The sequence below is a fragment of the Klebsiella sp. GL120222-02 genome, assembly GCF_003097195.1.
Lineage (GTDB): Bacteria > Pseudomonadota > Gammaproteobacteria > Enterobacterales > Enterobacteriaceae > Klebsiella > Klebsiella variicola.
This window is the reverse complement of the sequence record NZ_QEQO01000010.1, coordinates 1-25,790: the sequence shown is the minus strand read 5'-3', so window position 1 is coordinate 25,790 and position 25,790 is coordinate 1. Positions and strand designations below refer to the sequence as shown.

Annotated in this window: 26 protein-coding genes; 10 read left to right on the top strand and 16 right to left on the bottom strand. The window is 56.8% G+C overall.

Annotated elements, in window-relative coordinates:
* Positions 1-11: 11 nt before the first annotated feature.
* Complete coding sequence (gene yfhb, locus N438_RS23855; RefSeq protein ID WP_008803773.1) at positions 12-647, bottom strand: phosphatidylglycerophosphatase C; 636 nt, start codon at positions 645-647, stop codon at positions 12-14.
* Between the two features lie 212 nt (positions 648-859).
* Between yfhb and N438_RS23850 the strand changes: the two genes are divergently transcribed.
* Together N438_RS23850 and N438_RS23845 are read left to right on the top strand one after the other, a co-directional pair.
* Positions 860-1,708, top strand: a complete 849-nt coding sequence (locus N438_RS23850; RefSeq protein ID WP_004144349.1) for a MurR/RpiR family transcriptional regulator — start codon at positions 860-862, stop codon at positions 1,706-1,708.
* Positions 1,709-1,764: 56 nt separating this feature from the next.
* Positions 1,765-2,025, top strand: coding sequence for a YfhL family 4Fe-4S dicluster ferredoxin (locus N438_RS23845; RefSeq protein ID WP_004144350.1), 261 nt, complete (start codon positions 1,765-1,767; stop codon positions 2,023-2,025).
* 12 nt (positions 2,026-2,037) lie between these two features.
* On the opposite strand, the gene acpS is transcribed toward N438_RS23845, so the two are convergent.
* From acpS to rpoE, 11 genes are all read right to left on the bottom strand, one after another.
* Positions 2,038-2,418, bottom strand: a complete 381-nt coding sequence (acpS, locus tag N438_RS23840) for a holo-ACP synthase (RefSeq protein WP_015370293.1) — start codon at positions 2,416-2,418, stop codon at positions 2,038-2,040.
* The gene (gene pdxJ, locus N438_RS23835) at positions 2,418-3,149 is read right to left on the bottom strand and encodes a pyridoxine 5'-phosphate synthase (protein ID WP_116696558.1); all 732 of its coding nucleotides are present in this window, start codon (positions 3,147-3,149) and stop codon (positions 2,418-2,420) included. The genes acpS and pdxJ overlap by 1 nt, the downstream gene beginning before the upstream one ends.
* Before the next feature lie 11 nt (positions 3,150-3,160).
* Positions 3,161-3,898 carry a DNA repair protein RecO gene (gene recO, locus N438_RS23830; RefSeq protein WP_016161647.1) on the bottom strand — a complete coding sequence of 246 codons (738 nt, stop codon included), beginning with the start codon at positions 3,896-3,898 and terminating at the stop codon, positions 3,161-3,163.
* A gap of 11 nt (positions 3,899-3,909) precedes the next feature.
* Positions 3,910-4,815: a GTPase Era gene (gene era / locus N438_RS23825; protein WP_008803768.1), complete on the bottom strand. Its 906-nt coding sequence runs from the start codon at positions 4,813-4,815 to the stop codon at positions 3,910-3,912.
* Positions 4,812-5,492, bottom strand: coding sequence for a ribonuclease III (rnc, locus tag N438_RS23820; protein ID WP_002914065.1), 681 nt, complete (start codon positions 5,490-5,492; stop codon positions 4,812-4,814). The genes era and rnc overlap by 4 nt, the downstream gene beginning before the upstream one ends.
* Positions 5,493-5,741: 249 nt before the next feature.
* Positions 5,742-6,716: a signal peptidase I gene (lepB, locus tag N438_RS23810; RefSeq protein ID WP_008803766.1), complete on the bottom strand. Its 975-nt coding sequence runs from the start codon at positions 6,714-6,716 to the stop codon at positions 5,742-5,744.
* 13 nt (positions 6,717-6,729) lie between these two features.
* Positions 6,730-8,529, bottom strand: a complete 1,800-nt coding sequence (gene lepA / locus N438_RS23805) for a translation elongation factor 4 (protein ID WP_008803765.1) — start codon at positions 8,527-8,529, stop codon at positions 6,730-6,732.
* 185 nt (positions 8,530-8,714) lie between these two features.
* Positions 8,715-9,194: a SoxR-reducing system protein RseC gene (gene rseC, locus N438_RS23800; RefSeq protein WP_008803764.1), complete on the bottom strand. Its 480-nt coding sequence runs from the start codon at positions 9,192-9,194 to the stop codon at positions 8,715-8,717.
* On the bottom strand, positions 9,191-10,147 hold the full coding sequence (gene rseB / locus N438_RS23795) for a sigma-E factor regulatory protein RseB (RefSeq protein WP_012540854.1): 957 nt from the start codon (positions 10,145-10,147) through the stop codon (positions 9,191-9,193). Before rseB ends, rseC begins: the two co-directional genes overlap by 4 nt.
* Positions 10,147-10,797 (bottom strand): anti-sigma-E factor RseA, encoded by a 651-nt coding sequence (gene rseA, locus N438_RS23790; protein WP_008803762.1) that lies wholly within the window; start codon positions 10,795-10,797, stop codon positions 10,147-10,149. The genes rseB and rseA overlap by 1 nt, the downstream gene beginning before the upstream one ends.
* 32 nt (positions 10,798-10,829) lie before the next feature.
* Positions 10,830-11,405 (bottom strand): RNA polymerase sigma factor RpoE, encoded by a 576-nt coding sequence (rpoE, locus tag N438_RS23785; RefSeq protein WP_002914074.1) that lies wholly within the window; start codon positions 11,403-11,405, stop codon positions 10,830-10,832.
* A gap of 420 nt (positions 11,406-11,825) precedes the next feature.
* On the opposite strand from rpoE, the gene nadB reads away from it, so the two are divergent.
* Entirely contained in the window at positions 11,826-13,445 is a 1,620-nt protein-coding gene (gene nadB, locus N438_RS23780; RefSeq protein ID WP_008803761.1) for an L-aspartate oxidase, read from the top strand.
* Here the strand turns inward: nadB and N438_RS23775 are convergent.
* Positions 13,430-14,167, bottom strand: a complete 738-nt coding sequence (locus N438_RS23775) for a tRNA1(Val) (adenine(37)-N6)-methyltransferase (RefSeq protein ID WP_016161648.1) — start codon at positions 14,165-14,167, stop codon at positions 13,430-13,432. The genes nadB and N438_RS23775 overlap by 16 nt on opposite strands.
* A gap of 130 nt (positions 14,168-14,297) precedes the next feature.
* Here N438_RS23775 and srmB point away from each other — a divergent pair, with 130 nt between their 5' ends.
* Positions 14,298-15,629 carry an ATP-dependent RNA helicase SrmB gene (gene srmB / locus N438_RS23770; protein WP_012540851.1) on the top strand — a complete coding sequence of 444 codons (1,332 nt, stop codon included), beginning with the start codon at positions 14,298-14,300 and terminating at the stop codon, positions 15,627-15,629.
* A 45-nt stretch (positions 15,630-15,674) separates the two neighbouring features.
* Here srmB and grcA read toward each other — a convergent pair whose 3' ends face one another.
* The gene (gene grcA, locus N438_RS23765; protein WP_002914084.1) at positions 15,675-16,058 is read right to left on the bottom strand and encodes an autonomous glycyl radical cofactor GrcA; all 384 of its coding nucleotides are present in this window, start codon (positions 16,056-16,058) and stop codon (positions 15,675-15,677) included.
* Positions 16,059-16,369: 311 nt separating this feature from the next.
* Here grcA and ung point away from each other — a divergent pair, with 311 nt between their 5' ends.
* Positions 16,370-17,059 carry a uracil-DNA glycosylase gene (gene ung, locus N438_RS23760; protein WP_012540850.1) on the top strand — a complete coding sequence of 230 codons (690 nt, stop codon included), beginning with the start codon at positions 16,370-16,372 and terminating at the stop codon, positions 17,057-17,059.
* Between the two features lie 57 nt (positions 17,060-17,116).
* On the opposite strand, the gene N438_RS23755 is transcribed toward ung, so the two are convergent.
* Entirely contained in the window at positions 17,117-18,202 is a 1,086-nt protein-coding gene (locus tag N438_RS23755) for a tRNA/rRNA methyltransferase (protein WP_022064862.1), read from the bottom strand.
* Positions 18,203-18,405: 203 nt separating this feature from the next.
* On the opposite strand from N438_RS23755, the gene trxC reads away from it, so the two are divergent.
* The 5 genes from trxC to N438_RS23730 all read left to right on the top strand — a co-directional run bounded on the left by trxC (position 18,406) and on the right by N438_RS23730 (position 24,126).
* Positions 18,406-18,831 (top strand): thioredoxin TrxC, encoded by a 426-nt coding sequence (trxC, locus tag N438_RS23750; RefSeq protein ID WP_002914091.1) that lies wholly within the window; start codon positions 18,406-18,408, stop codon positions 18,829-18,831.
* A gap of 69 nt (positions 18,832-18,900) precedes the next feature.
* Complete coding sequence (gene tapT, locus N438_RS23745; protein ID WP_012540848.1) at positions 18,901-19,599, top strand: tRNA-uridine aminocarboxypropyltransferase; 699 nt, start codon at positions 18,901-18,903, stop codon at positions 19,597-19,599.
* 34 nt (positions 19,600-19,633) lie between these two features.
* Positions 19,634-22,285 carry a protein lysine acetyltransferase gene (pat, locus tag N438_RS23740; protein WP_012540847.1) on the top strand — a complete coding sequence of 884 codons (2,652 nt, stop codon included), beginning with the start codon at positions 19,634-19,636 and terminating at the stop codon, positions 22,283-22,285.
* A gap of 120 nt (positions 22,286-22,405) precedes the next feature.
* Complete coding sequence (pssA, locus tag N438_RS23735) at positions 22,406-23,761, top strand: CDP-diacylglycerol--serine O-phosphatidyltransferase (RefSeq protein WP_008803754.1); 1,356 nt, start codon at positions 22,406-22,408, stop codon at positions 23,759-23,761.
* Between the two features lie 41 nt (positions 23,762-23,802).
* Positions 23,803-24,126 carry a YfiM family lipoprotein gene (locus N438_RS23730; protein ID WP_109956307.1) on the top strand — a complete coding sequence of 108 codons (324 nt, stop codon included), beginning with the start codon at positions 23,803-23,805 and terminating at the stop codon, positions 24,124-24,126.
* 3 nt (positions 24,127-24,129) lie between these two features.
* On the opposite strand, the gene N438_RS23725 is transcribed toward N438_RS23730, so the two are convergent.
* Positions 24,130-25,428, bottom strand: coding sequence for an MFS transporter (locus tag N438_RS23725; protein ID WP_012540846.1), 1,299 nt, complete (start codon positions 25,426-25,428; stop codon positions 24,130-24,132).
* Between the last annotated feature and the right edge of the window lie 362 nt (positions 25,429-25,790).

The window sequence follows — 25,790 nt, the reverse complement described above, 5'->3', positions numbered from 1 at the left end:
ATTACACACTATTACTCCAGCTGCTGGAGCTCTCCCTGAGGCGTTACCCGCCAGCGATGCTGGCAAAAGCCGAGCAACGGGTTGTCCTGCTCGCTGTCGCTATAGCCGCTGTACAGCCGCAGCGGCGCGCCAATCTTTTTCTCCAGCTGCACCACTTTTTCATGCCCCAGGCAGCGCAGGGTCAATACCCAGCCGCCCCAGCGGCGCGCGGTGCGGCTGGCTATCAGATTCACCCGCGGCAGCCAGAGAGTATCGCGATAGACCTGCTCCACCAGCGACTGCGGCGAGCCGGTGATCAACCAGACGTCGGCATCGGTACTGGTCAGGTAGGCCGTGAGCCGCGCATGAACCACCGGAAACGCCGTCACATGATGGCGAAACCAGCCGACAAATTCCGCTTCCAGCCGCTTCAGTACCGCCTCGCGACGGCCAAAGGTTGACGCCCACAGCAGGAGGCTCATTGGCCAGCGCGCCGCCCGCCCACACACCGCCAGCCCGGCAAGGATCGCCGGCCCCATCGCCACCACCAGCAGCAGGTTTAGCGGCAGATTACGCAGCAGGTAGCGCAGGAAACTGCCGAACATATCCTGCTGATGCAAGGTTCCGTCCAGATCGAAAAACACCACTTTCCGTTCATTGTGCTGCAAACTGCCTCCTTATGTCAGGACTCGCTTCTCGTTAGGTTAAGCTTAACAGCCTTACGCCGCGAAGAGGGAAAACATCCCCTGCCGTTAAGGAACAATTAAATTAGCAGGCGAAGGAAAAATTGTGGCTCAAGAATTTTTAATTCGTGGTATACCCCTTATAATCGAATAAAAATTCTGTCAGTCACGAGCCGGACGGCTCCAGCGGAGCTCCAATGAACTGTTTAACGCGTATTCGTCAGCGCTATCCCACCCTGGCGGCGAGCGACAAAAAGTTGGCCGATTATATTCTGAGCCAGCCCGATGAGACCCGGCACCTCAGCTCGCAGCAGCTGGCGGCGGAAGCCGGTGTGAGTCAGTCCAGCGTGGTTAAATTTGCCCAGAAACTGGGGTTCAAAGGCTTTCCGGCGCTGAAGCTGGCGCTGAGTGAAGCGCTGGCCAGCAGCCCGGATCCGCACTCGGTTCCGGTACATAACCACATTCGCGGTGACGACCCGCTGCGTCTGGTCGGCGAGAAACTCATTAAAGACAATGTCGCCGCCATGCATGCCTCGCTGGACGTCAATACTGAAGAGACGCTGCGGGAAGCCGTCACGCTGCTGCGCAACGCCCGGCGGGTGATCGTCACCGGCATCGGCGCGTCCGGTCTGGTGGCGCGTAACTTTAGCTGGAAGCTGATGAAGATCGGCATCAACGCGGTTTCTGAGCAGGATATGCACGCCCTGCTGGCGACAGTGCAGGCCATGTCCAGCGACGATCTGCTGCTGGCGATCTCTTACTCCGGCGAGCGCCGGGAGATCAATATGGCGGCAGGTGAAGCGCTGCGCGTGGGCTGCAAGATCCTGGCGATCACCGGCTTTAGCCCTAACGCCCTGCAGCAGCAGGCAACCCACTGCCTGTATACCATTGCCGAAGAGCAGGCGACGCGCAGCGCGGCCATCTCCTCCACCAGCGCGCAAATGATGCTCACCGACCTGCTGTTTATGGGGCTGGTGCAGCAGGATCTGGAGCGGGCGCCGGAGCGCATTCGCCATAGCGAAGCGCTGGTGAAAAAGCTGGTCTGAGCAGAAAATGGGCGTATAATGCCCGCCCTGTTTGTGTTGTTTCTGAGACTTTCCTGATGGCGCTGTTAATTACCAAAAAATGCATCAACTGCGATATGTGCGAACCGGAGTGCCCGAATGAGGCCATTTCGATGGGTGATAGCATTTATGAAATTAACAGCGACCGCTGCACCGAGTGTGTGGGTCATTACGACACGCCAACCTGCCAGAAAGTGTGCCCGATCCCGAATACGATCCTGAAAGATCCGGCACACGTCGAGAGTGAAGAACAGCTGTGGGATAAATTCGTGCTAATGCACCACGCGGATAAAATTTAACCGCCATCCTGGCTAGCTTTCGACAATCACCGTGGCGCAGGCGTAGTGGCGTTCATCGGCGAGAGTAACGTGAATAGCGCTTACCCCCATTCGTTCCGCCAAAAGCTTTGCTTCGCCCCATAGTCGCAGCTTCGGCTTGCCCAGCTCGTCGTTGTATACCTCGAACTGATTAAACGCCAGTCCGTTACGGATCCCGGTTCCCAGCGCTTTCGCCGCCGCTTCCTTGACCGCAAAGCGTTTCGCCAGGAAACGCACCGGCTGCTGGTGCTGCTCCCAGATGCTCCATTCATGGTCGCTCAGCACCCGGCGGGCAAGGCGATCGCCGCTGCGGGCGATCACCGCTTCGATGCGGGCGATCTCGACGATGTCGGTACCCAGCCCGAGAATGGCCATTAGCCGCGCGCTTCCAGCATCAGACGCTTCATTTCCGCGACAGCCTCTTTCAGGCCACTCATCACTGCGCGACCGATAATCGCATGGCCGATATTCAGCTCATGCATTTCCGGCAGCGCGGCAATCGCTTTCACGTTGTGATAGGTCAGACCGTGGCCGGCATTCACCTTCAGGCCAAGGCTGGCGGCATAGGTGGCCGCTTTGGCAATACGTTCCAGCTCCTTCGCCTGCTCAGCATCGGTTTTGGCATCGGCATAGCAGCCGGTGTGAATTTCGATATAGGGCGCGCCAACGTCTGCCGCCGCTTTGATCTGCTCGTTATCCGCATCGATAAACAGAGAGACCAGGATACCGACATCCGCCAGACGTTGGCAGGCATCGCGCATCTTGTCGCGCTGCCCGGCCACGTCCAGTCCGCCTTCGGTAGTGACTTCCTGACGTTTCTCCGGCACCAGGCAGCAGAAGTGTGGTTTGGTTTCGCAGGCGATCGTCAGCATCTCTTCGGTGACCGCCATTTCAAGATTCATCCGGGTGTGCAGCGTCTCGCGCAGGATACGCACATCGCGATCGGTAATATGGCGACGGTCTTCGCGCAGATGCACGGTGATGCCGTCAGCGCCGGCCTGCTCGGCAATGAACGCTGCCTGAACCGGATCCGGATAGGCGGTGCCGCGCGCGTTACGCAAGGTCGCGATATGATCAATATTGACCCCTAACAGTAATTCAGCCATGACAATCCTCGTTAATCATTATTCGTATTATCCGCCCGCGCCTTTCGCGAGGGCATAAACTGGCGAAACAATTCCCGACTCTTAAGCGGTTTGCCGCCAAGATAGGGCTTCAGGGCGATACGGGTAAAGCGCTTCGCGGCGCGCAGCGTATCTACATCTGGAAATTCGCGACTCGCCAACGCTTTCAAATGGTGCCCGGTAAACGTGTTGTTATCAATCACCAGGCTGGCAATAAAGCCCTTTTCTTCGCGATAGCGATAGGTCATGGTGTCATCCACCGGCTCACCGCTGCCCGCGCAGTGAAGAAAATCCACGCCATAGCCCAGGTGCCCGAGCAGCGCCAGCTCAAAACGCCGCAACGCGGGCTCCGGCGAGCCGCTGGTTCCGGCAAGCGCCTGAATGCAGTGCAGATAGTCAAAAAAGAGTTCGGAGAAGCGTGTTTCGTGCTCCAGCACGCGGGAGATAAGCTCGTTCACATAGAGACCGCTGTAGAGCGTGATACCACTGAGCGGCAGCGCCAGCGAGACGGCTTCCGCGCTGCGCAGGGTTTTGACTTCGCCGCGGCCGCCGAAGCGAACCAGTAAGGGGGTAAAGGGCTGTAAAGCGCCTTTGAGATTAGAGCGTTTGGAGCGTGCGCCTTTGGCCACCAGGCGCACACGACCCGATTCTTCCGTGAAGACGTCCAGCATCAGGCTGGTTTCGCTCCACGGTCGGCTATGCAGGACAAAGGCGCGCTGCCATCCATCCACGTTGCGTTAACTCAGAGGTCGTCAACGTAACCGAGACTGCGCAGGGCGCGCTCGTCATCGGCCCAGCCGGATTTCACTTTGACCCACAGCTCGAGGTGTACCGGCGCTTCAAACATGTCCTGCATGTCCTTACGCGCTTCGATACCGATGGTTTTAATTTTGGCGCCTTTATTGCCAATCACCATCTTCTTCTGCCCTTCGCGCTCGACGAGGATCAGGCCGTTGATATCGTAGCCGCCGCGCTCATTGGTTACGAAACGTTCGATTTCCACAGTGACGGAGTACGGCAGCTCAGCACCGAGAAAACGCATCAGTTTTTCACGGATGATCTCGGAGGCCATAAAGCGCTGGGAACGATCGGTAATATAATCTTCCGGGAAGTGATGGATCGCTTCCGGCAGATGCTTACGCACGATCGCCGCGATAGTATCGACGTTGGTGCCGGTTTCCGCAGAGATCGGCACAATGTCGAGGAAGTTCATCTGGCTGGCGAGGAACTGCAGGTGCGGCAATAGCTCCGCTTTGTCCTGCACGTTATCCACCTTATTGACCGCGAGGATCACTGGCGCTTTCGCGTCACGCAGCTTGTTGAGCACCATCTCGTCGTCTTGCGTCCAGCGAGTGCCTTCCACCACGAAAATGACCAGTTCAACATCGCCAATTGAGCTGCTGGCCGCTTTGTTCATTAAGCGGTTAATAGCACGCTTCTCTTCCATATGCAGGCCCGGGGTATCGACGTAAATCGCCTGATACGGCCCTTCGGTATGGATACCGACGATGCGGTGACGCGTCGTTTGCGCTTTTCGGGAAGTGATCGAAATCTTCTGCCCAAGCAGCTTATTCAACAGCGTGGATTTGCCAACGTTTGGACGACCAACGATGGCGACAAATCCGCAATAACTTTTTTCTTCGCTCATTCCAGCTCCAGTTTTTTCAGCGCCTGTTCGGCGGCAGCCTGCTCCGCCTTGCGACGGCTGGAACCTGTGCCAACCACCGGTTCACTCAGGCCACTGACCTGGCAGTGGATAGTAAATTCCTGATCGTGCGCTTCGCCACGCACCTGGACCACCAGGTAGGACGGCAGCGGCAGATGACGTCCCTGCAGATACTCCTGCAGACGCGTCTTCGGATCCTTTTGCTTATCGCCCGGACTGATTTCGTCCAGACGGGTCTGGTACCAGGAGAGGATTAAGCGTTCAACGTTCTGAATATCGCTGTCGAGGAAAACCCCGCCAATTAACGCTTCAACGGTGTCAGCGAGAATGGATTCGCGACGGAAACCGCCGCTTTTCAGTTCGCCCGGCCCGAGGCGCAGACACTCGCCCAGTTCAAACTCGCGAGCGATCTCCGCCAGCGTGTTGCCACGCACCAGCGTCGCGCGCATGCGGCTCATATCGCCTTCGTCTACGCGAGGAAAACGATGATAGAGCGCATTCGCGATCACAAAACTTAAAATGGAGTCACCTAAAAACTCCAGGCGCTCATTATGTTTGCTGCTGGCACTGCGGTGAGTTAATGCCTGTTGCAACAGCTCCTGATGATGAAAAGTGTAGCCCAGCTTTCGTTGAAGCCGATTAATTACGATGGGGTTCATGCGTTACCAATAAATGAATGCGTCAAAGATGCAGCACACGAAACCGACCTGAGCATACGCTTCATACAGCAAGTTGAAACAGTCCAATACGCTTTCGTGTGCAGTGTCACCCGGCAGAGCGACAACCAAAAACTTCGGGGGGATATTCTATACGCAACGACACGTGATGTCGTTAGTTTGAATGGATTTAAATATTAAATAATTCACGTCGCTGCGGTTATCGCAGCGACGTGAATTCAACAGGGGAAATTAATGAATTCCACCAATGCGCGATAACCGCACGCCGGTCGGCCATTCACCTTCCTGTTTTTCAAAACTCATCCAGATAGCGGTCGCTTTTCCGACCAGGTTCGCTTCCGGCACAAAGCCCCAGTAGCGGCTGTCGGCGCTGTTATCCCGGTTGTCACCCATCATAAAATACTGACCGGGCGGTACAATCCAGGTGGCCAGCGGCAGGCCGGACTGATGGTAGTACATCCCAACCTGATCCTGGGCAATCGGCACCATCAGAATACGGTGCGTGACGTCGCCCAGCGTCTCCTGACGCTCGGTCAGACGAATGCCGTCAGCTTTGGTTTCGCCCTTCGGCAACTGCCAGAAACCGCTGGACGCTTCGCCGCCGTTGCTGCGGGAGAAGGTCTGAACGAAATCGCTCGGCTCAACATTGGAATAGGTCACCGGCAGCGCGTTGCCGCAGGCCTGTCCGGAGCTGCAGCCCGGCTGAATAGTGACCTGCTTGGCAACCGGATCGTAGGTGACTTTATCGCCCGGTAATCCCACCGCGCGCTTAATGTAGTCGAGACGCGGATCTTCCGGATATTTAAACACCACGATGTCGCCGCGCTTTGGATGACCCGTTTCGATCAGCGTTTTCTGGTAGATCGGATCTTTAATGCCGTAAGCGAATTTCTCCACCAGGATGAAATCGCCAATCAGCAGGGTCGGCATCATCGAACCTGACGGGATCTGGAAAGGTTCATAGATAAACGAACGCACAATCAGCACAATCGCCAGCACCGGGAAGACCGAGGCGCCAGTTTCCAGCCAGCCCGGTTTCGGGCCCACTTTCTTCAGCGTTTTCTTGTCCAGTTGCTCGCCGGTCGCTGCCTGAGCAGCGGCCTGACGCTCACGACGTTTTGGTGCGAAGATGAACTTATCCAGACACCACAACAGCCCTGTCACAAGGGTCGCAATGACCAAAATCAGGGCAAACATGTTCGCCATGCCAACTCCTTAATTATTTGCCGTCTTTACCAACGTGCAGAATGGCGAGGAACGCTTCCTGCGGCAGTTCAACGTTACCGACCTGCTTCATACGCTTCTTACCTTCTTTCTGCTTCTGCAGCAGCTTTTTCTTACGGCTGACGTCGCCGCCGTAGCATTTCGCCAGGACGTTTTTACGCAGCTGTTTCACAGTAGAGCGCGCGATGATGTGGTTGCCGATAGCCGCCTGAATGGCGATATCGAACTGCTGACGCGGGATCAGCTCTTTCATCTTCTCGACCAGTTCGCGACCACGATAAGGGGCGTTGTCGTTGTGGGTGATCAGCGCCAGCGCATCGACACGCTCGCCGTTGATCAGCACGTCAACGCGCACCATGTTCGAGGCCTGGAAGCGTTTGAAGTTATAATCCAGCGACGCATAGCCACGGGAGGTAGACTTCAGGCGGTCGAAGAAGTCGAGAACCACTTCCGCCATCGGGATTTCGTAGGTCAGCGCCACCTGTTTACCGTGGTAAACCATGTTGGTCTGCACGCCACGCTTCTCGATACACAGGGTGATCACGTTGCCGAGGAACTCCTGCGGCAGCAGCATGTGACACTCGGCGATAGGCTCACGCAGCTCCTGAATATTATTCAGCGGCGGCAGCTTGGACGGGCTATCGACGTAGATAACTTCTTTGGAGGTCGTTTCCACTTCATAGACTACCGTCGGCGCCGTGGTAATCAGGTCAAGATCGTACTCACGCTCCAGACGCTCCTGAATGATTTCCATGTGCAACAGGCCGAGGAAGCCGCAGCGGAAGCCGAAGCCCAGCGCCGTTGAGCTTTCCGGCTCATAGAACAAGGAAGCATCGTTCAGACTCAGTTTACCCAGCGCATCACGGAAGTTTTCATAGTCATCAGAGCTCACCGGGAACAGACCAGCATAGACCTGCGGCTTCACTTTTTTGAAGCCCGGCAGCGCTTTATCCGCTGGATTACGCGCCGCGGTCAGGGTATCGCCCACCGGCGCGCCGAGGATGTCTTTGATCGCGCAGACCAGCCAGCCTACCTCGCCGCATTTCAGCTCGGTACGGTCGACCTGTTTCGGGGTGAAGATGCCCAGACGGTCGGCGTTATAGACCTGGCCGGTGCTCATCACCTTAATTTTATCGCCCTTGCGCATGGTGCCGTTTTTAATACGCACCAGCGACACGACGCCTAAGTAGTTATCGAACCAGGAGTCGATGATCAGCGCCTGCAGCGGCGCGTCCGGATCGCCTTCCGGCGGCGGAATATCGCGCACCAGACGTTCCAGCACGTCCGGCACGCCAACGCCGGTTTTCGCCGAGCAGCGAACCGCGTCGTGAGCATCGATACCGACGATATCTTCAATCTCGTCCGCTACGCGCTCCGGATCGGCCGCAGGCAGGTCGATCTTGTTGAGCACCGGAACGACTTCGAGGTCCATTTCCATGGCGGTATAGCAGTTCGCCAGGGTCTGGGCTTCTACGCCCTGTCCGGCGTCAACCACCAGCAGCGCGCCTTCGCACGCCGCCAGGGAGCGCGATACTTCATAGGAGAAGTCAACGTGGCCCGGGGTGTCGATAAAGTTGAGCTGATAAGTTTCACCATCGCTGGCTTTATAGTCCAGGGTGACGCTCTGCGCCTTGATGGTAATCCCGCGCTCACGTTCAAGGTCCATGGAGTCCAGAACCTGGGCCGCCATTTCGCGATCAGAAAGGCCACCGCAAATCTGGATGATACGGTCAGACAGCGTCGACTTACCGTGGTCGATGTGAGCGATGATCGAAAAGTTACGTATATTCTTCATATTTAGAGTTAATTATGCCTTACGAGTATCATGAGGCCGCTGTACTGTGCCTGACGTTTTTTAATCCGAAAACGCCGCATTCTACACTACATCCGTGAAACCAGGAAATGCTGTTAGATCCAGCATAACGGCAGAAATTGTGGCGTTGTTACAGGAAGAGTAAATAAAGATGAGGGGCAGTGAAATCACTGCCCCATTTCAGAGGAGGGCGTATCAACACGCAGCAGATCCGGCGGCAAACCGACGCTTAAAATCACCGGCTGCCATGACTGGCGAGCAGCCAGCTGCGGCGACAGACCGCGCGCCACCAGGAAGCCGCCGACGCCGCCCAGCAGCGCGCCGCAAAGTGACGCGATATCGCTGGCAAACAGCACCTGGAAAATGGACGCCATCACAAACAGCCCCACCAGCGGCGCCATATAGACGAGCAGCGCTGAGCCCAGCAGGCTACTTTCAGCGATCCCCAGCTCCACTTTTTGCCCCGCGGCCAATGGCTGCTCGCAGGGCACGCTAATGGTATGGCTGGTCTGCGGCCCCAGCTTGTTTAACACCCGGCTACCGCAGCCGGCACGGGAAGCGCAGCTGCTGCAGGAGGCTTTAACGTCGCAGTGCACCTGCGCCACGCCGTTATGCCAGGAAACCACGGTGGCCCACTCTTTAATCATTGTACTGCCTTGAATTTAATACTGTCAGAGATACGCTTCGCCGTCTGCGGCGGCAGTTCGCCCACCACGGTGATCTCCGCATTATCGCGTACCGTCGTGCTGACGGTACGTCGGCCGGTGCGCAACAGCTGGTCGCTGCTGGCCGCCGTGGCGCGGTTGATATTGATCGAGAAGCTGAACAAGCCGTCGGAATAGAGACGTGATTCGACTGGACCGTCAAAAGTGGGCAGACGGCGCTGACTGCTGGAAACTTCAGCCATCCCCTGGGGAAGCCACGTTGGCGCCCAGTTGAAGTTGGCTTTGTCGCCCCCTTCAGGGACGGACAGCTGCGGCGGTAGATTCGCTTTTGCCAGCGTCTCCATGCTGGCGCTGACGTTATCGCCAACGTTGAAGGAGACAACCCGGAACTGCTCCAGCGTTTCACCGTCGCGGTCGAGCAAATCGACGCGCAGCGGCAGTTTGGTCTCGGCGTCCAGCCAGGCGATAAAGCTATAGCGCGTACCGTCGCGAGCTACGACGCGGATCACGTCGCAGAGGCGATCAGCGATACGAGTACGGCCAACGGAGATAAAATCATACGCCGCGGAGAGGCGTTTGAAATCGCTATAAACCAACGATGGCAGCGAATCGACGATGTAGTCGCCGTTGAGGGTGAAAGGATCGAGACCGGGTTCAAAATAGCTGATTTCCGTGCCGCGCAGGACCACTTCCCGGCGCGGGCCGTCCAGCTGCAGCAGCTGCGCCAGCGGTTGATTGTTCAGTCGCGCATGACGATAGCGCAGCGACTCAACGCCTTGTTTATTGATGCTGACGAAAGACAGCTCATAATTGAGGGACTGGCTGGCCAGGTTCATCTGCTGCAACAACGCCCCGGACGATGTATCAGCCGAGGCGTTGACAGAGAACAACAGGCTGCCTGCCATGAGCGACATGGCACACCAAAGTTGCTTCATTACTGCGATTGCGTTCCTAAAGTTTGATAACCCGGCACCTGGACTGCTGCCTGCTGAGTCTGGGCCTGGCCAAACTGCAGCTGCTCAGCGTGCAGGCGGCGCTGCAGTTCATAGTCCTGCAACATGGCGTTAATCCGGCGGCGCTGTTCCTGGACTTGCGCCTGCTGGCCGCTACCCGCTGATGCGTCAGCCGGCACGCCAAGGCTTACCGGGCTCGCTTTACCCATCATCGGCAGGGTATTGAACACTGGCGCCTCTGGCTGCTGAGTCGCATCAGACTGCCCATTATAGTGCTGGACGCCGACGATAACCGCAAGCGATACGCAGGCGGCAACGCCCATTTGGGTGAGTGAGCTGGCCCATGGACGCACTTTGTTCCAGAACGGCATCTGTCGCCACTGGTGGGGTGCGGGCTGAGATTCAGGAATAAGCGGCGCCGTCTGACGAACGGGCTCATTTTCAATGGCGGCCATCACCCGGGCGGAGATATCGAATTGCAGCACCTCTGCGGTATCGCCACGCAGCGTATCGCGAATGAGATGATAGCTCTCCCAGGTTTTTTGCATCTCAGAGGAACGGCTCAGCTCGTTGAGCAGTTCTTTATCCAGCGTTTCACCATCCATTAAAGCCGAAAGTTGTTCTTTCTGCATGCCTGATACCCTTTTCCAGTATTCCGCTATCGTCAACGCCTGATAAGCGGTTGAACTTTATTATCAATAGCTTCTCGCGCCCGGAAGATACGCGAACGCACCGTCCCAACCGGACAATCCATGATAGCGGCTATCTCTTCATAGCTCAGGCCATCCAGCTCCCGTAACGTAATTGCCATGCGTAAATCTTCCGGGAGCGATTCAATGGTACGAAAAACTATTTGTCTCAGTTCTTCTGACAACATTAAGTTCTCAGGGTTCGAAATTTCTTTCAACGCCCCGCCGCTTTCGAAGTTTTCCGCCTCGTTGGCGTCAACATCGCTGGACGGCGGACGGCGTCCCTGAGCAACCAGATAATTCTTCGCCGTGTTGACGGCGATACGGTATAACCAGGTGTAAAAAGCGCTATCTCCCCGGAAAGAGTCCAGCGCACGCCATGCCTTAACGAACGATTCCTGAACAACGTCAGCGATATCGCCCGGCGGTACATAGCGGGAAACCAGACTCGCGACCTTATGCTGATAGCGCACCACCAGCAAATTAAACGCTTTCTGATCTCCTTTCTGGACCCGTTCAACAAGGACCTGATCCGTTAACTGCTCGCTCATCCGAGGTAATGTCTCCCCAAACCCAATTCCCATGCGTCTTCAAAACACCACCCAAAATCTGCATTATGAGCAAGCTGACTGTTGGAGTGCATGAAAACAATAAAGTTCCGTTACGCTTTTGTTTTTTGTCTGGCAACGGCGGCAGATCGTTATCAATCATTATATGCCCAGGTTGCTAAACAACAGGTTAGTCAATAAGAAAAAGCGCAGGCCCGACTGAAGGGTATCGTAACACAGTGTTTATTTCACTATAAAATCCAATGCTAACAACCTGCTCCACTTCTCTTTTTTACCGCACAACGCCCCTTTTCCCGGCCCCTTCTGTTTAGCCGTCACAACACCAGGCAAAAAAATATGTACGATTCCTCACGCGCTGGTGCTATTGTGAGCTAAATGTGTTTAGTAAATTAAACAAAGACGATGAATACCACTCCTGACTTCTCTTGTGATGTGTTGATTATCGGCAGCGGCGCTGCCGGTCTCTCCCTCGCGCTGCGCCTGGCGGAGCACAGTTCGGTGACGGTGCTGAGTAAAGGGCCGATCAGCGAAGGTTCGACGTTCTATGCGCAGGGCGGGATTGCCGCCGTCTTCGATGAGACGGACAGTATCGAATCCCATGTTGAAGATACGCTGATCGCCGGCGCGGGACTCTGCGATCGCCATGCGGTCACCTTCGTCGCCAGCAACGCCAGACCGTGCGTACAATGGCTTATCGATCAGGGCGTGCTGTTTGACACCCAGGTCCAGGCCAATGGCGAAGAGAGCTACCATCTCACTCGCGAAGGGGGGCACAGCCATCGACGCATTCTTCACGCCGCCGACGCTACCGGCAAAGCGGTAGAGACAACGCTGGTCGATAAAGCCCTTGCTCATCCGAATATCCGCATCATTGAGCGCAGCAATGCCGTTGATTTGATCGTCTCGGACAAGATTGGCCTGCCGGGCACGCGCCGGGTGGTCGGGGCCTGGATCTGGAACCGCAATAAAGAGCGGGTAGAAACCTGCAGCGCGAAGGCGGTGGTGCTTGCGACCGGCGGGGCCGCCAAGGTTTATCAATATACCACTAACCCTGACGTCTCTTCCGGAGACGGCATTGCGATGGCCTGGCGGGCGGGCTGCCGGGTAGCGAATCTCGAATTCAACCAGTTCCACCCCACCGCGCTGTATCATCCACAGGCGCGCAATTTCCTGCTTACTGAAGCGCTGCGCGGCGAAGGCGCCCACCTTAAACGCCCGGACGGCACCCGCTTTATGCCGGACTTTGACGAGCGCGGCGAGCTGGCCCCGCGCGATATCGTCGCCCGCGCCATCGACCATGAAATGAAGCGCCTGGGCGTTGACTGTATGTTCCTTGATATCAGCCATAAACCCGAGGCGTTTGTTCGCCAGCACTTCCCGATGATTTACGAAAAGCTGCTCGGTCTGGGAATTGATTTAACCAAAGATCCGGTGCCGGTCGTCCCCGCCGCGCATTACACCTGCGGCGGCGTGATGGTGGATGATAATGGCCGTACTGACGTCGATGGCTTATACGCCATCGGCGAAGTCAGCTATACCGGGCTGCACGGCGCCAATCGCATGGCCTCGAACTCGCTGCTGGAGTGTCTGGTCTACGGTTGGTCCGCCGCGGAGGATATCGCCCGGCGCCTGCCGCTGGCTCAGAAGGTCACCACCCTGCCGGCGTGGGATGAAAGTCAGGTGGAGATCCCGGATGAACTGGTGGTTATCCAGCATAACTGGCACGAGCTGCGCCTGCTGATGTGGGATTATGTCGGCATTGTGCGCACAACGCGCAGACTGGAGCGCGCCCTGCGGCGCATTACCATGCTCCAGCAGGAGCTGGATGAGTATTACGCCCGCTTCCGCGTCTCGAATAATCTGCTGGAGCTGCGCAATCTGGTGCAGGTGGCGGAGCTTATCGTACGCTGCGCGATGTTACGTAAGGAGAGCCGCGGGCTGCACTATACCCTCGACTATCCGCAGCCGCTGCCGAACAGCGGCCCGTCGATACTGTCGCCCCTGGCTCACATAAAGAGATAAAAATCCCCGGTCAGAGCAGTAAACCCTTCAGAGTACTGCTGCTCTGGCCCGCGGATCGCCAGTCTGTCGCAGAAACACTCTCCTGCCGTCGGGGAGAACGCCAGCAGCACCCGGTGCGGCGGCCGCAGTTCGGTCTCCGCCACGTCAGTGCGCAGTCGCAAATGCCACCCCATCGCCGTTGCCCGCTCGATAAACGCATTACCGATATCCACCGGCAGCACCACGCAAAAAAAACCTTCTTCGGTGATATGCTCTGCGGCACAGGTCAGCAGGGAGGCGTGATCGAGCGTCGTGGTATACCGCGCCTGCTCCCGCTGCGAGGTAGCGCATGGCACGCCTTCGGCAAAAAAAGGCGGGTTACTGATTATCAGTTCATAGCGTCGGGTTTGCGACGGCTGCCACTGATGGATATCGGCCTGGCAGATTTCTATGCGCGAAGACCACGGTGACGCGAGGGCATTTTCCCGCGCCTGAGCGGCTGCCTCCTCGTCCAGTTCGACCGCATCGACTTGCACATCGTGACCGGTACGCTGGGCGAGCATTAGCGCCAGCAGGCCGCTGCCCGCGCCAATATCCAGCACATGCTTCACCCCGGCAATCGGCGCCCAGGCGCCAAGCAAAATGCCATCAGTGCCCACCTTCATCGCGCAACGATCGTGGGCGACAAAGAACTGTTTGAAGGTAAAACCATTGCGCGGCAGCGCAAACTTCGACTGAGACATCCTCAATAACCTTGCCGACAAAACTCCTGAACGTAAGGCTATGCACAATACCGGAGAACAGATAGCCTTACAAACAGATGAACATTACGTCAGTAACGTCTATAATCGGCGGCCCACTCAGAGGTAGAACATGACTGTAACGACTTTTTCCGAACTTGAACTCGACGAAAACCTGCTGGAGGCCCTCCAGGATAAAGGTTTCACTCGCCCGACAGCCATTCAGGCCGCCGCTATTCCGCCTGCGCTCGATGGCCGTGACATTCTCGGTTCAGCGCCGACCGGCACCGGTAAAACGGCGGCGTATCTGCTGCCAGCGTTGCAGCACCTGCTCGATTTCCCGCGTAAGAAATCCGGGCCGCCGCGCATTCTTATCCTGACGCCGACCCGCGAGCTGGCGATGCAGGTGGCTGACCACGCCCGCGAGCTGGCGAAGCATACCCATCTGGATATCGCCACCATTACCGGCGGCGTAGCGTACATGAACCACGCGGAAGTGTTCAGCGAAAACCAGGATATCGTGGTCGCTACCACCGGTCGCCTGCTGCAGTATATTAAAGAAGAGAACTTTGACTGCCGCGCCGTCGAGACCCTGATCCTCGATGAAGCCGACCGCATGCTGGACATGGGCTTTGCTCAGGATATCGAAACCATCGCCGGTGAAACCCGCTGGCGCAAGCAGACCATGCTGTTCTCCGCCACGCTGGAAGGCGATGCGATCAAAGATTTTGCCGAACGCCTGCTGGAAGAGCCGGTTGAAGTCTCCGCTACCCCATCGACCCGCGAACGTAAAAAAATTCATCAGTGGTACTATCGCGCCGACGATATCGAGCATAAAACCGCGCTGCTGATTCATTTGCTGAAGCAGCCGGAAGCAACCCGCTCCATCGTCTTCGTGCGTAAGCGCGAGCGCGTTCACGAACTCGCCGCTAAGCTGCACGAAGCAGGGATTAACACCTGCTGGCTGGAGGGCGAGATGGTGCAGATTAAGCGCAACGAAGCGATTAAACGCCTGACCGATGGTCGCGTGAACGTGCTGATCGCCACCGACGTCGCCGCACGCGGTATTGATATCCCGGATGTCAGCCACGTGTTTAACTTCGACATGCCGCGCACCGCCGATATCTATTTGCACCGTATCGGTCGTACCGGCCGCGCCGGTAAAAAAGGCATCGCCATTTCGCTGGTTGAAGCGCATGACCACCTGCTGCTGGGCAAGATCGGCCGCTACGTTGAAGAACCGCTGAAAGCCCGCGTGATTGATGAATTGCGACCGAAAACCCGCGCGCCGAGCGAGAAGTTAACCGGTAAACCGTCGAAGAAAGTATTGGCGAAGCGCGCCGAGAAAAAAGAGAAAGAAAAAGAGAAACCGCGGGTGAAGAAACGCCACCGCGACACCAAAAATATCGGTAAGCGCCGTAAGCCAAGCGCGGCCGGGACGCCATCAACGTCCACTGAAGAGTAAAAAAAACGCCGGGACATCCCGGCGTTTTCACATCTGGCTTCAGCCTTACAGGCTTTCGGTAAAGGTACGGGCGATAACGTCGCGCTGCTGTTCCGGAGTCAGGGAGTTGAAGCGTACCGCATAGCCGGAAACACGAATGGTCAGCTGCGGGTATTTTTCCGGGTGCTCAACCGCGTCCAGCAGAGTTTCGCGACGCAGCACGTTCACGTTCAGGTGCTGACCGCCTTCCACGCGAACTTCTGGTTTCACGTCTACCGGAATTTCACGGTATTCGATTTCACCCAGTTTGCTCACCGCCACCACGTCGTCTTCCGCAAAACCACCTTTGGCACACAGGCAGCGCGCTTCGCCTTTTTCGCTGTCCAGCAGCCAGAAAGAGTTCAGCAGGTCGTCGTTTGCCGCTTTAGTAATTTGGATACCAGTAATCATTTGATGCCTCCCAGGCAGTGTTTATTCGATTTTGGCCTCTTCGCGGCCAATTGGTAAAACCATTGTTGTATGAGTGTATATATATCAGCCGCACCCTCGGCATTCCTTGATATAAATCAATAAAAACCACTCACACAAAGTGGGTATAGGGGGATTTTATTGTTTTACATCAAGTTAGGCCATGGGGTCTCATAAATAATTTTGTAAATTTTCAATTTTTTTTGCATAAAAGCCCACATCAAGCCGTGCCGATTTTGTTCTGTAGAAAGAAGCCGTTAAGCTATAGCGATGACCCTTTGCAGGAGAGCAAGATGACCACCTCTTTAACCTGGCATGACGTGCTGGCGGATGAAAAGCAACAACCCTATTTTCTCAATACACTGAAGACCGTCGCCGAAGAGCGCCAGTCCGGGATCACCATCTACCCACCGCAAAAAGACGTCTTCAATGCGTTTCGCTTTACCGAGCTGGGCGACGTCAAAGTCGTCATTCTCGGCCAGGATCCCTATCACGGCCCGGGTCAGGCCCACGGTCTGGCATTCTCGGTTCGCCCGGGCGTCGCGATCCCGCCCTCGCTCTTGAACATGTACAAAGAGCTGGAGGCCACGATCCCCGGTTTTACTCGCCCCACTCACGGTTATCTCGAAAGCTGGGCGCGTCAGGGCGTACTTCTGCTTAATACGGTCCTGACCGTCCGCGCCGGGCAGGCGCACTCGCACGCCAGCCTTGGCTGGGAGACCTTTACCGATAAAGTTATCGCGTTAATCAATGAGCATTGCGAGGGGGTGGTCTTTCTGCTGTGGGGTTCTCATGCGCAGAAGAAAGGCGCGATTATCGATCGTCAGCGCCACTGCGTGCTGAAGGCGCCGCACCCATCGCCGCTCTCTGCGCATCGCGGCTTCTTTGGCAGCAACCATTTCGTACAGACCAACCAGTGGCTGGCTGACCGCGGCGAAGCGCCGATCGACTGGATGCCGGTCCTCCCCGCCGAAAGCGAGTGATCGACAGCCATAAAAAAAGCCAGCATCAGCTGGCTTTTTCGCATTCAGGCAGGCGAATTACGCCTTGTTCTGACGCCACCATTCTGCCAGCAGGACGCCGGTCGCCACAGAGACGTTCAGGCTTTCGACATTGCCGGTACCGTTGATGGCAACGCTGAGATCGGAGCTGGAAATCGCCGCATCGGACAGACCATCACGCTCCTGGCCTAACACCAGCACCATTTTCTTCGGCAGCTCGGCTTTAAACAGCGGCGTACCATTATGGCTGGACGTTGAGACAATCGCGTAGCCCGCTTTGCGGAACTGATCCAGGGTATCGATAAAGCTGTCGCCGGTGATCGGTTCAACATGCTCCGCCCCGCCCTCCGCCGTACGGATCGCCGCCCCGGACTCCAGCACGCCAGCATCCTGAACCACCACGCCCTTCACGCCGAAGTGCGCGCAGCTGCGCATGATCGCCCCGAGGTTGTGCGGGTTACCCACGTCTTCCAGCGCCAGAACGCAATCGTCTTCTGCCGCCTTCGCGACCCACTGGGCAACAGAAGTGCCGTGGCGTTTTTTGATCAGGAAGCAGACCCCGCCGTGGTGCTCGGTGCCGGAGGCTTTCGCCAGCTCGGCTTCGTCCACCACATGATAGGCTTTACGGTTGGCCGCCATCCAGCGCAGCGCCTCTTTAAAGCGGGGCGTGACGCTCTGGATAAACCAGGCGCGAACGATAGCTTCCGGACGGCTCTGGAACAGCGCCTGGCAGGCGTTTTCGCCATACACGCGGGTCTCTTCCGCACGCTGACGACGCAGCACTTCCGGATCGATAAAGCTCTTCCCGCTGATCCCGCCGTGATCTTCTTTTACCGGCGTCTCATCGCCAGGAGCACGGGAAACGGTACGCCACGGAGACGCATCGTCACGATGAAAATCATCGCGCTTGCGATCGTCACGCTTACGGTCGTCACGTTTGCGATCGTCGCCGCGGCTGTTTCGTTCGTCACGCGCAGGGCGGCTGCGGCCGTCAACACGAGATTTTCCTGGACGACCTCCCCCTTTCCCGGTACGTGGGTTATGGGTGCGTTTGTCAGAATCATCATCACTGCGGACATACATCACTTTGACCTTGCCGCTTTTATTTTTCAGTTCGTCGCTCATCAATTTTCTCCACCTGCGCTGCGCGAAGCGCGCAGATTACCCGATGTGTCATCGCTTCGCCATGATTTCGTTTAAAAGCCGGCCTCTATTGCACTCATCGAACAAAACGCATTGTCCTTAAATAACACTTAATCGATAATATGTAACATCACAGAAACATATCGGCCACGTGCCACGTTGCAACCCATAACCAGAGGTTAGTTATGAATACCGTTTGTGCCAGTTGTCAGGCTCTGAACCGCCTCCCGGACGATCGTAGCGCGGATGGCGCAAAGTGCGGACGCTGCGGTCACGATCTTTTTGACGGCGACGTCATCAACGCGACCGGGGCAACGCTGGATAAACTCTTAAAGGACGATCTGCCGGTCGTTGTCGATTTCTGGGCGCCATGGTGCGGCCCCTGCCGTAGCTTCGCGCCGATCTTTGAAGATGTCGCGGAAGAGCGTAGCGGGAAGATGCGTTTTGTGAAAGTCAACACCGAAGCGGAACGTGAGCTTAGCGCCCGGTTTCGTATCCGCAGCATCCCGACCATTATGATGTTCAAAAATGGCGAAGTGATCGACATGCTCAATGGCGCGGTGCCAAAAGCGCCATTTGATAGCTGGCTGAACGAAGCCGGCCAACAGTAATCCTTCCGGGGCACCGCTTGTGCCCCGTTTTCACCTCTGCGACAATAGCGTTTTTCTCTAGCGACTCCCATGATTGAAAACGCAGTCCTTCGCCTGCGCGCTGAACGCCTCGCGCGTGCTACCCGGCCTTTCCTTGCTCGCGGCAACCGCATCCGCCGCTGTCAGCGCTGCCTGCTGCCGCTCAAGCAGTGCCTGTGCGCAACATTAGTGCCAGCGCAGGCCACCAGCCGCTTCTGCCTGGTGATGTTTGATACAGAACCGATGAAGCCCAGCAACACCGGCCGGCTCATCGCCGATATTCTGCCTGATACCGAGGCTTTTCAATGGTCGAGAACCGAGCCGCCGCAGGCGCTGCTCGATCTGGTCGCGCATCCTGATTATCAACCGATGGTGGTTTTCCCTGCCTCCTATGCCGGGCCGGAGCGCCAGATCCTGAGCGCGCCGCCGTCCGGCAAGCCGCCGCTATTTATTATGCTCGACGGCACCTGGACCGAAGCGCGCAAAATGTTCCGCAAGAGCCCTTATCTTGACGCGCTACCGATAATCTCCGTCGATCTGTCACGCATCTCTGCCTATCATCTGCGCGAGGCGCACGCCGACGGACAATACTGTACCGCGGAAGTAGCCATCGCCCTGCTGGATCTGGCGGGCGATGCCCCGGCCGCCGCTGCGCTTGGCGAGCACTTCACCCGCTTCCGGACCCGCTATCTGGCGGGAAAAACCCAGCATAAGGGCAGTATCACAGCGGACCAGGTGGAAAACGTTTAAAATCATTCGGTCACTGGGATGAAAGGAGACCGGTATGAGCCAACGAGGCCTGGAAGCACTGCTGCGACCAAAGTCCATCGCCGTTATTGGCGCATCAATGAAGCCGCAGCGCGCTGGCTATCTCATGATGCGCAACCTGTTAGCCGGCGGTTTCAATGGCCCGGTACTGCCGGTGACCCCCGCCTGGAAGGCGGTGCTCGGGGTGCTGGCATGGCCCACGATTGAGAGCCTGCCGTTTACGCCGGATCTGGCGGTGCTCTGTACTAACGCCCGGCGTAATATCGAATTGCTCGAAGCCTTAGGGCAGAAAGGGTGTAAAACCTGCATCATTCTCTCTTCGCAGCCGGAACAGTATCCGGCGCTGCTCGAATGCGCCGCGCGCTATCAGATGCGCCTGCTCGGCCCGAACAGCCTGGGACTGCTGGCGCCGTGGCAAGGCCTGAACGCCAGCTTCTCGCCGGTCGCGATCCATCGCGGTAAACTGGCCTTTATCTCGCAGTCGGCCGCCGTCTCTAATACCATCCTTGACTGGGCGCAGCAGCGCGAGATGGGGTTTTCCTACTTCATCGCGCTGGGCGATAGCCTGGACATTGATGTCGATGACCTGCTGGACTTTCTGGCCCGCGACAGCAAGACCAGCGCCATTTTGCTTTACCTCGAGCATCTAAGCGATGCGCGCCGATTTGTCTCCGCTGCGCGCAGCGCTTCGCGAAACAAGCCTATCCTGGTGATTAAAAGCGGCCGTAGCCCCGCGGCGCAAAAGCTGTTGCACGTCAACTCCGGGATGGATCCGGCATGGGATGCAGCCATACAGCGTGCTGGCCTGCTGCGGGTGCAGGACACCCATGAGCTGTTCTCCGCCGTGGAAACGCTCAGCCATATGCGCCCGCTACGCGGTGAAAAGCTGATGATCGTCAGTAATGGCGCGGCTCCGGCGGCACTGGCGCTGGATGAACTCTGGCTGCGGAATGGCAAACTGGCGGTCCTCAGCGAGGAGACCCGCGACGCCCTGCGCCAGGCGTTGCCGGTTGGCGTCGAGATCGCCAACCCGTTAGATCTGCGCGATGATGCCAGCAGCGAACATTATCAGCAGGCCGTGAATATTTTGCTCAACAGTCAGGACTATGACGCGCTGCTGGTGATCCACTCGCCCAGCGCGGCCGCGCCGGGCACGGAGAGTGCGCTGGCCCTGATTGACGCCCTGAAGCATCATCCGCGCGGTAAATATGTCACCGTGCTGACCAACTGGTGCGGCGAATTTTCCTCGCAGGAAGCGCGACGTTTATTCAGCGATGCCGGCCTCCCAACCTACCGTACGCCAGAGGGCACGATCACCGCTTTTATGCATATGGTGGAATACCGTCGCAACCAGAAACAACTGCGCGAGACGCCGGTGCTACCGGATTCGTTAACCGCCAATACCAGCGAAGCGCATGCTCTGCTGCAGCAAGCGATAGATGACGGCGCCACCACGCTGGATACCCATGAGGTCAGCCCGGTTCTCCGGGCCTATGGCATCCATACTCTGCCGACATGGATTGCCGCTGACAGCGCAGAAGCAGTGCATATCGCTGAGCAGATAGGCTATCCGGTCGCGCTGAAGCTGCGTTCTCCGGATATCCCGCACAAATCGGAAGTACAGGGGGTCATGCTCTATCTGCGCACCGCCGCCGAGGTGCAGCAGGCGGCAGATGCGATGATCGATCGCGTCAGACTGGCCTGGCCCCAGGCGCGCATCCATGGTCTGCTGGTGCAGAGTATGGCTAATCGCGCCGGCGCCCAGGAGCTGAGAGTGGTGGTTGAACACGATCCCGTCTTCGGCCCGTTGATTATGCTGGGCGAAGGCGGCGTGGAGTGGCGGGCCGAGGATCAGGCCGCGGTGGCGCTGCCGCCGTTGAATATGAACCTGGCGCGTTATCTGGTGATCCAGGCGATCAAAAATAAAAAGATCCGCGGTCGCAGCGCATTGCGCCCGCTGGATATCGCGGGCCTGAGCCAGCTGCTGGTTCAGGTATCGAATCTGATCGTCGACTGCCCGGAGATCCAGCGCCTGGACATTCATCCCCTGCTCGCCTCCGGCAACGAGTTTACGGCGCTGGACGTCACGCTAGGCCTGGCCCCCTTTGACGGCGACAGTGAAAGCCGCCTTGCGATTCGTCCCTATCCGCACCAGCAGGAGGAGTGGGTGGTGATGAAAAATGGCGATCGCTGCCTGTTTCGGCCGATCCTTCCGGAAGATGAGCCGCAGCTGCTCGCGTTTATCGCTCAGGTCACCAAAGAAGATCTCTATTATCGCTATTTTAGTGAGATCAACGAATTTACCCACGACGATTTAGCCAATATGACGCAGATCGACTACGATCGAGAAATGGCGTTTGTTGCCGTCAGGACCACCGCTGAGAAAAGCGAAATTCTCGGCGTAACGCGGGCGATATCCGATCCCGATAATATTGACGCCGAGTTTGCCGTTCTGGTCCGTTCAGATTTAAAAGGGTTAGGCCTGGGGCGAAGGCTGCTGGAAAAGCTGATCGCCTATACGCAAAGCCATGGCCTGCAACGCCTTAATGGCATTACGATGCCGAATAACAGAGGCATGATCGGCCTGGCCAGAAAGCTGGGATTCACCGTTGATATTCAGCTGGAAGATGGGATTGTCAGTCTATCGCTGCCCCTGAATCAGGGATAATCGCGCCACGCTGACCGCAATTGTTGACCACATTAGCGGGTAGTAATGGTATTATTGCCCGCTTACGTCGTCTGCATGGTACAGAAGACCCTTCAATAAACAGAGAAGAAACGCACTGTGATGTTGTCAAAATTTAAGCGTAATAAACATCAACAACACCTTGCCCAACTCCCTAAGCTTTCTCAGTCAGTTGATGATGTAGAGTTCTTTTACGCCCCTGCGGATTTCAGGGAAGCGTTACTGACCCGGATTGCCCACGCCACTCAGCGTATATGCATTATTGCGCTCTACCTGGAGCAAGATGATGGCGGAAAAGGAATTTTGCAGGCTCTCTACGACGCCAAACGCCAGCGTCCGGAACTGGATGTCCGCGTTCTGGTAGACTGGCACCGTGCTCAACGTGGTCGTATCGGCGCCGCCGCCTCCAACACCAATGCCGACTGGTATTGCCGGATGGCCGATGAAAACCCAGGTGTGGATATCCCCGTTTACGGCGTGCCGATTAATACCCGGGAGGCGCTCGGCGTTCTCCATTTCAAAGGCTTTATTATCGATGACAGCGTCCTCTACAGCGGCGCCAGCCTGAACGATGTTTATCTGCATCAGCACGACAAGTACCGTTATGACCGCTATCAGTGCATCCGTAACGGCAAAATGGCGGACGTCATGTTCGACTGGGTCGACAATAATCTGGTTCAGGGGCGCGGCGTTAATCGTCTCGACAGACCGGATCGGCCAAAAAGCCCGGAAATCAAAAACGACATTCGCCAGTACCGTCAGGAGCTCCGCGACCGCAGCTACCATTTTGTCGGCACCGCTGGTGACGAAGAACTCTCCGTCACCCCGCTGGTAGGACTGGGGAAATCCAGCCTGCTGAACAAAACTATTTTTCACCTGATGCCTTGTGCCGAGCACAAGCTGACGATCTGTACCCCCTACTTCAACCTCCCTGCCGTACTGGTGAGAAATATCATCCAGCTGCTGCGGGACGGTAAACAGGTGGAGATTATTGTCGGCGATAAAACCGCTAACGATTTCTACATTCCGGAAGATCAACCGTTTAAAATTATCGGTGCGCTTCCCTATCTGTATGAGATCAACCTGCGGCGTTTCCTCAGCCGACTGCAATATTATGTCAATACCGATCAGCTGATCGTTCGCCTGTGGAAGGATGACGATAACAGCTACCATCTGAAAGGCATGTGGGTTGACGATGAGTGGATGCTGCTCACTGGCAATAACCTTAACCCACGCGCCTGGCGGCTCGATCTGGAAAACGCCATTCTGATCCACGATCCAAAGCGGCAGCTGGGGGCCATGCGGGAAAAAGAGCTGAAACTCATCCGCACCCACACCACGGTAGTGAAACATTATCGGGATCTGCAAAGTATCGCCGACTATCCGGTGAAAGTGCGAAAACTGATCCGCCGCCTGCGACGGATCCGCATTGACCGGTTGATCAGCCGTATTCTCTGACTATCAGCCCCGCGTCGACGGGGCTTTTTTCTGGAAGCGCTATGCGTTCGATAATATTGATGACATCGCTGCTGTTATCGGGCTGCAGCCACATGGCAAATGATGCATGGTCCGGTCAGGACAAAGCCCAGCATTTTCTGGCCTCGGCGATGCTGTCTGCCGCCGGCAATGAGTATGCGCAACATCAGGGTTACAGCCGGGACCGCAGCGCCGCCATTGGCCTGATGTTTTCCATCAGTCTTGGCGCATCAAAAGAGCTTTGGGACAGCCGCCCGGCAGGGAGCGGCTGGAGCTGGAAAGATTTCGCCTGGGATGTCGCCGGCGCGACCACCGGCTATGCTGTGTGGCAACTGGCGCACCAGTAAGCGTTACAGGCGCAGGCCTTTCCCCTTACGATGCAGCATCAGGGAAACCAGGAAGGCGATGGCCGCCATCACCGTCACATACCAGTAGAACGCGTGCTCTATCCCCGCCGACTTAAGCGACAGCGCGACATACTCCGCAGAGCCGCCGAACAGCGCGTTCGCGACGGCATAGGAAAGCCCTACCCCAAGCGCGCGGACCTGAGCCGGGAACATCTCTGCTTTCAGGATGCCGCTGATCGAGGTATAGAAACTGACGATCAGCAAGGCGCAAATCACCAGTCCGAAGGCGGCATACGGTGAGCTCACCTTCTGCAGAGCACTGAGAATAGGCACGGTAAATAACGTCGCCAGCACGCCAAAGCACAGCATGGAGGTGCGACGGCCAACTTTATCCGAAAAGGCGCCGAACAGCGGCTGAACCAGCATATAAACGAATAGCGCCGCGGTCATGATCACGCTGGCGGTGCTAGCCGTCATGCCCGCCGTGTTGACCAGATACTTTTGCATATAGGTAGTAAAGGTGTAGAAGGTCAGCGATCCGGCGGCGGTAAAGCCCAACACCATCACGAAGGCCCGGCGATTGCGCCACAACCCTTTAAATGATCCAGCCTCTTTCAGCGCCCGGGTCTCCTGCTTTGAGGTTTCGTCCAGCTGGCGACGCAGCCACAGCGCGACGATAGCTAGTACCGCCCCAAGAGCAAAAGGAATACGCCATCCCCAGGCATGGAGATCTTCATCGCTGAGCACCTGCTGGAGCGCGACAACCACTAATACCGCCAGCAGTTGACCGCCAATCAGCGTAACGTACTGGAAGGAGGCATAGAAGCCTTTCTTACCTTCCACCGCGACTTCACTCATATAGGTCGCACTGGTGCCGTATTCTCCGCCAACAGACAGCCCCTGGAACAGACGCGCCAGCAGCAGCAGCGCCGGGGCCCAGGTGCCGATGACCGCATAACCCGGCAGACAGGCAATCACCAGTGAGCCAAAGCACATCATGCACACCGAGATAAGCATAGAGGCTTTACGTCCGCGGCGGTCGGCGATTCGACCAAACAGCCATCCGCCGATGGGACGCATCAGGAATCCGGCGGCAAATACGCCTGCCGTCTGCAGCAGTTGGGTGGTGGTATTGCCAGATGGAAAAAAGATATGGGCGAAATAGAGCGAGCAGAATGAATAAACGTAAAAATCAAACCACTCAACCAGATTCCCCGAGGAAGCGCCAACTATTGCCCAAATACGACGACGGGTATCGGCCTGATCCGGCGCGCCCCGTTCGGTAATGCTACTTTCTGTCATTGTTATATTGCTCCAGCAAAGACTGCAATCTGTCTTGTCGGGCGTACCACGTCACGTAGACAAATTAGTTAGTGAACTAAATGTTATATAATTGTTATATCTTTATATGTGACTGTATTCACATTTTTTTTCGTAAGAGTGGTTTTCGCGATTAACGCCAGCGCAGGGGCAAGGAAAAAGTAGATTATGATGAAGGGATTACCATGACGGGGTTTTATGTTGCTTTGAATGAAGATAATGGGGCGGGTATGGCAGGGTTTTCCCCGGAGGCGGTGCTGCGCACCTTGTCCGGGCTACAGGTCGTGCAGGGCGGGTGCGAATCCGTAGCCCCGGTAAGCGCAGCGCCACCGGGGAGACATACC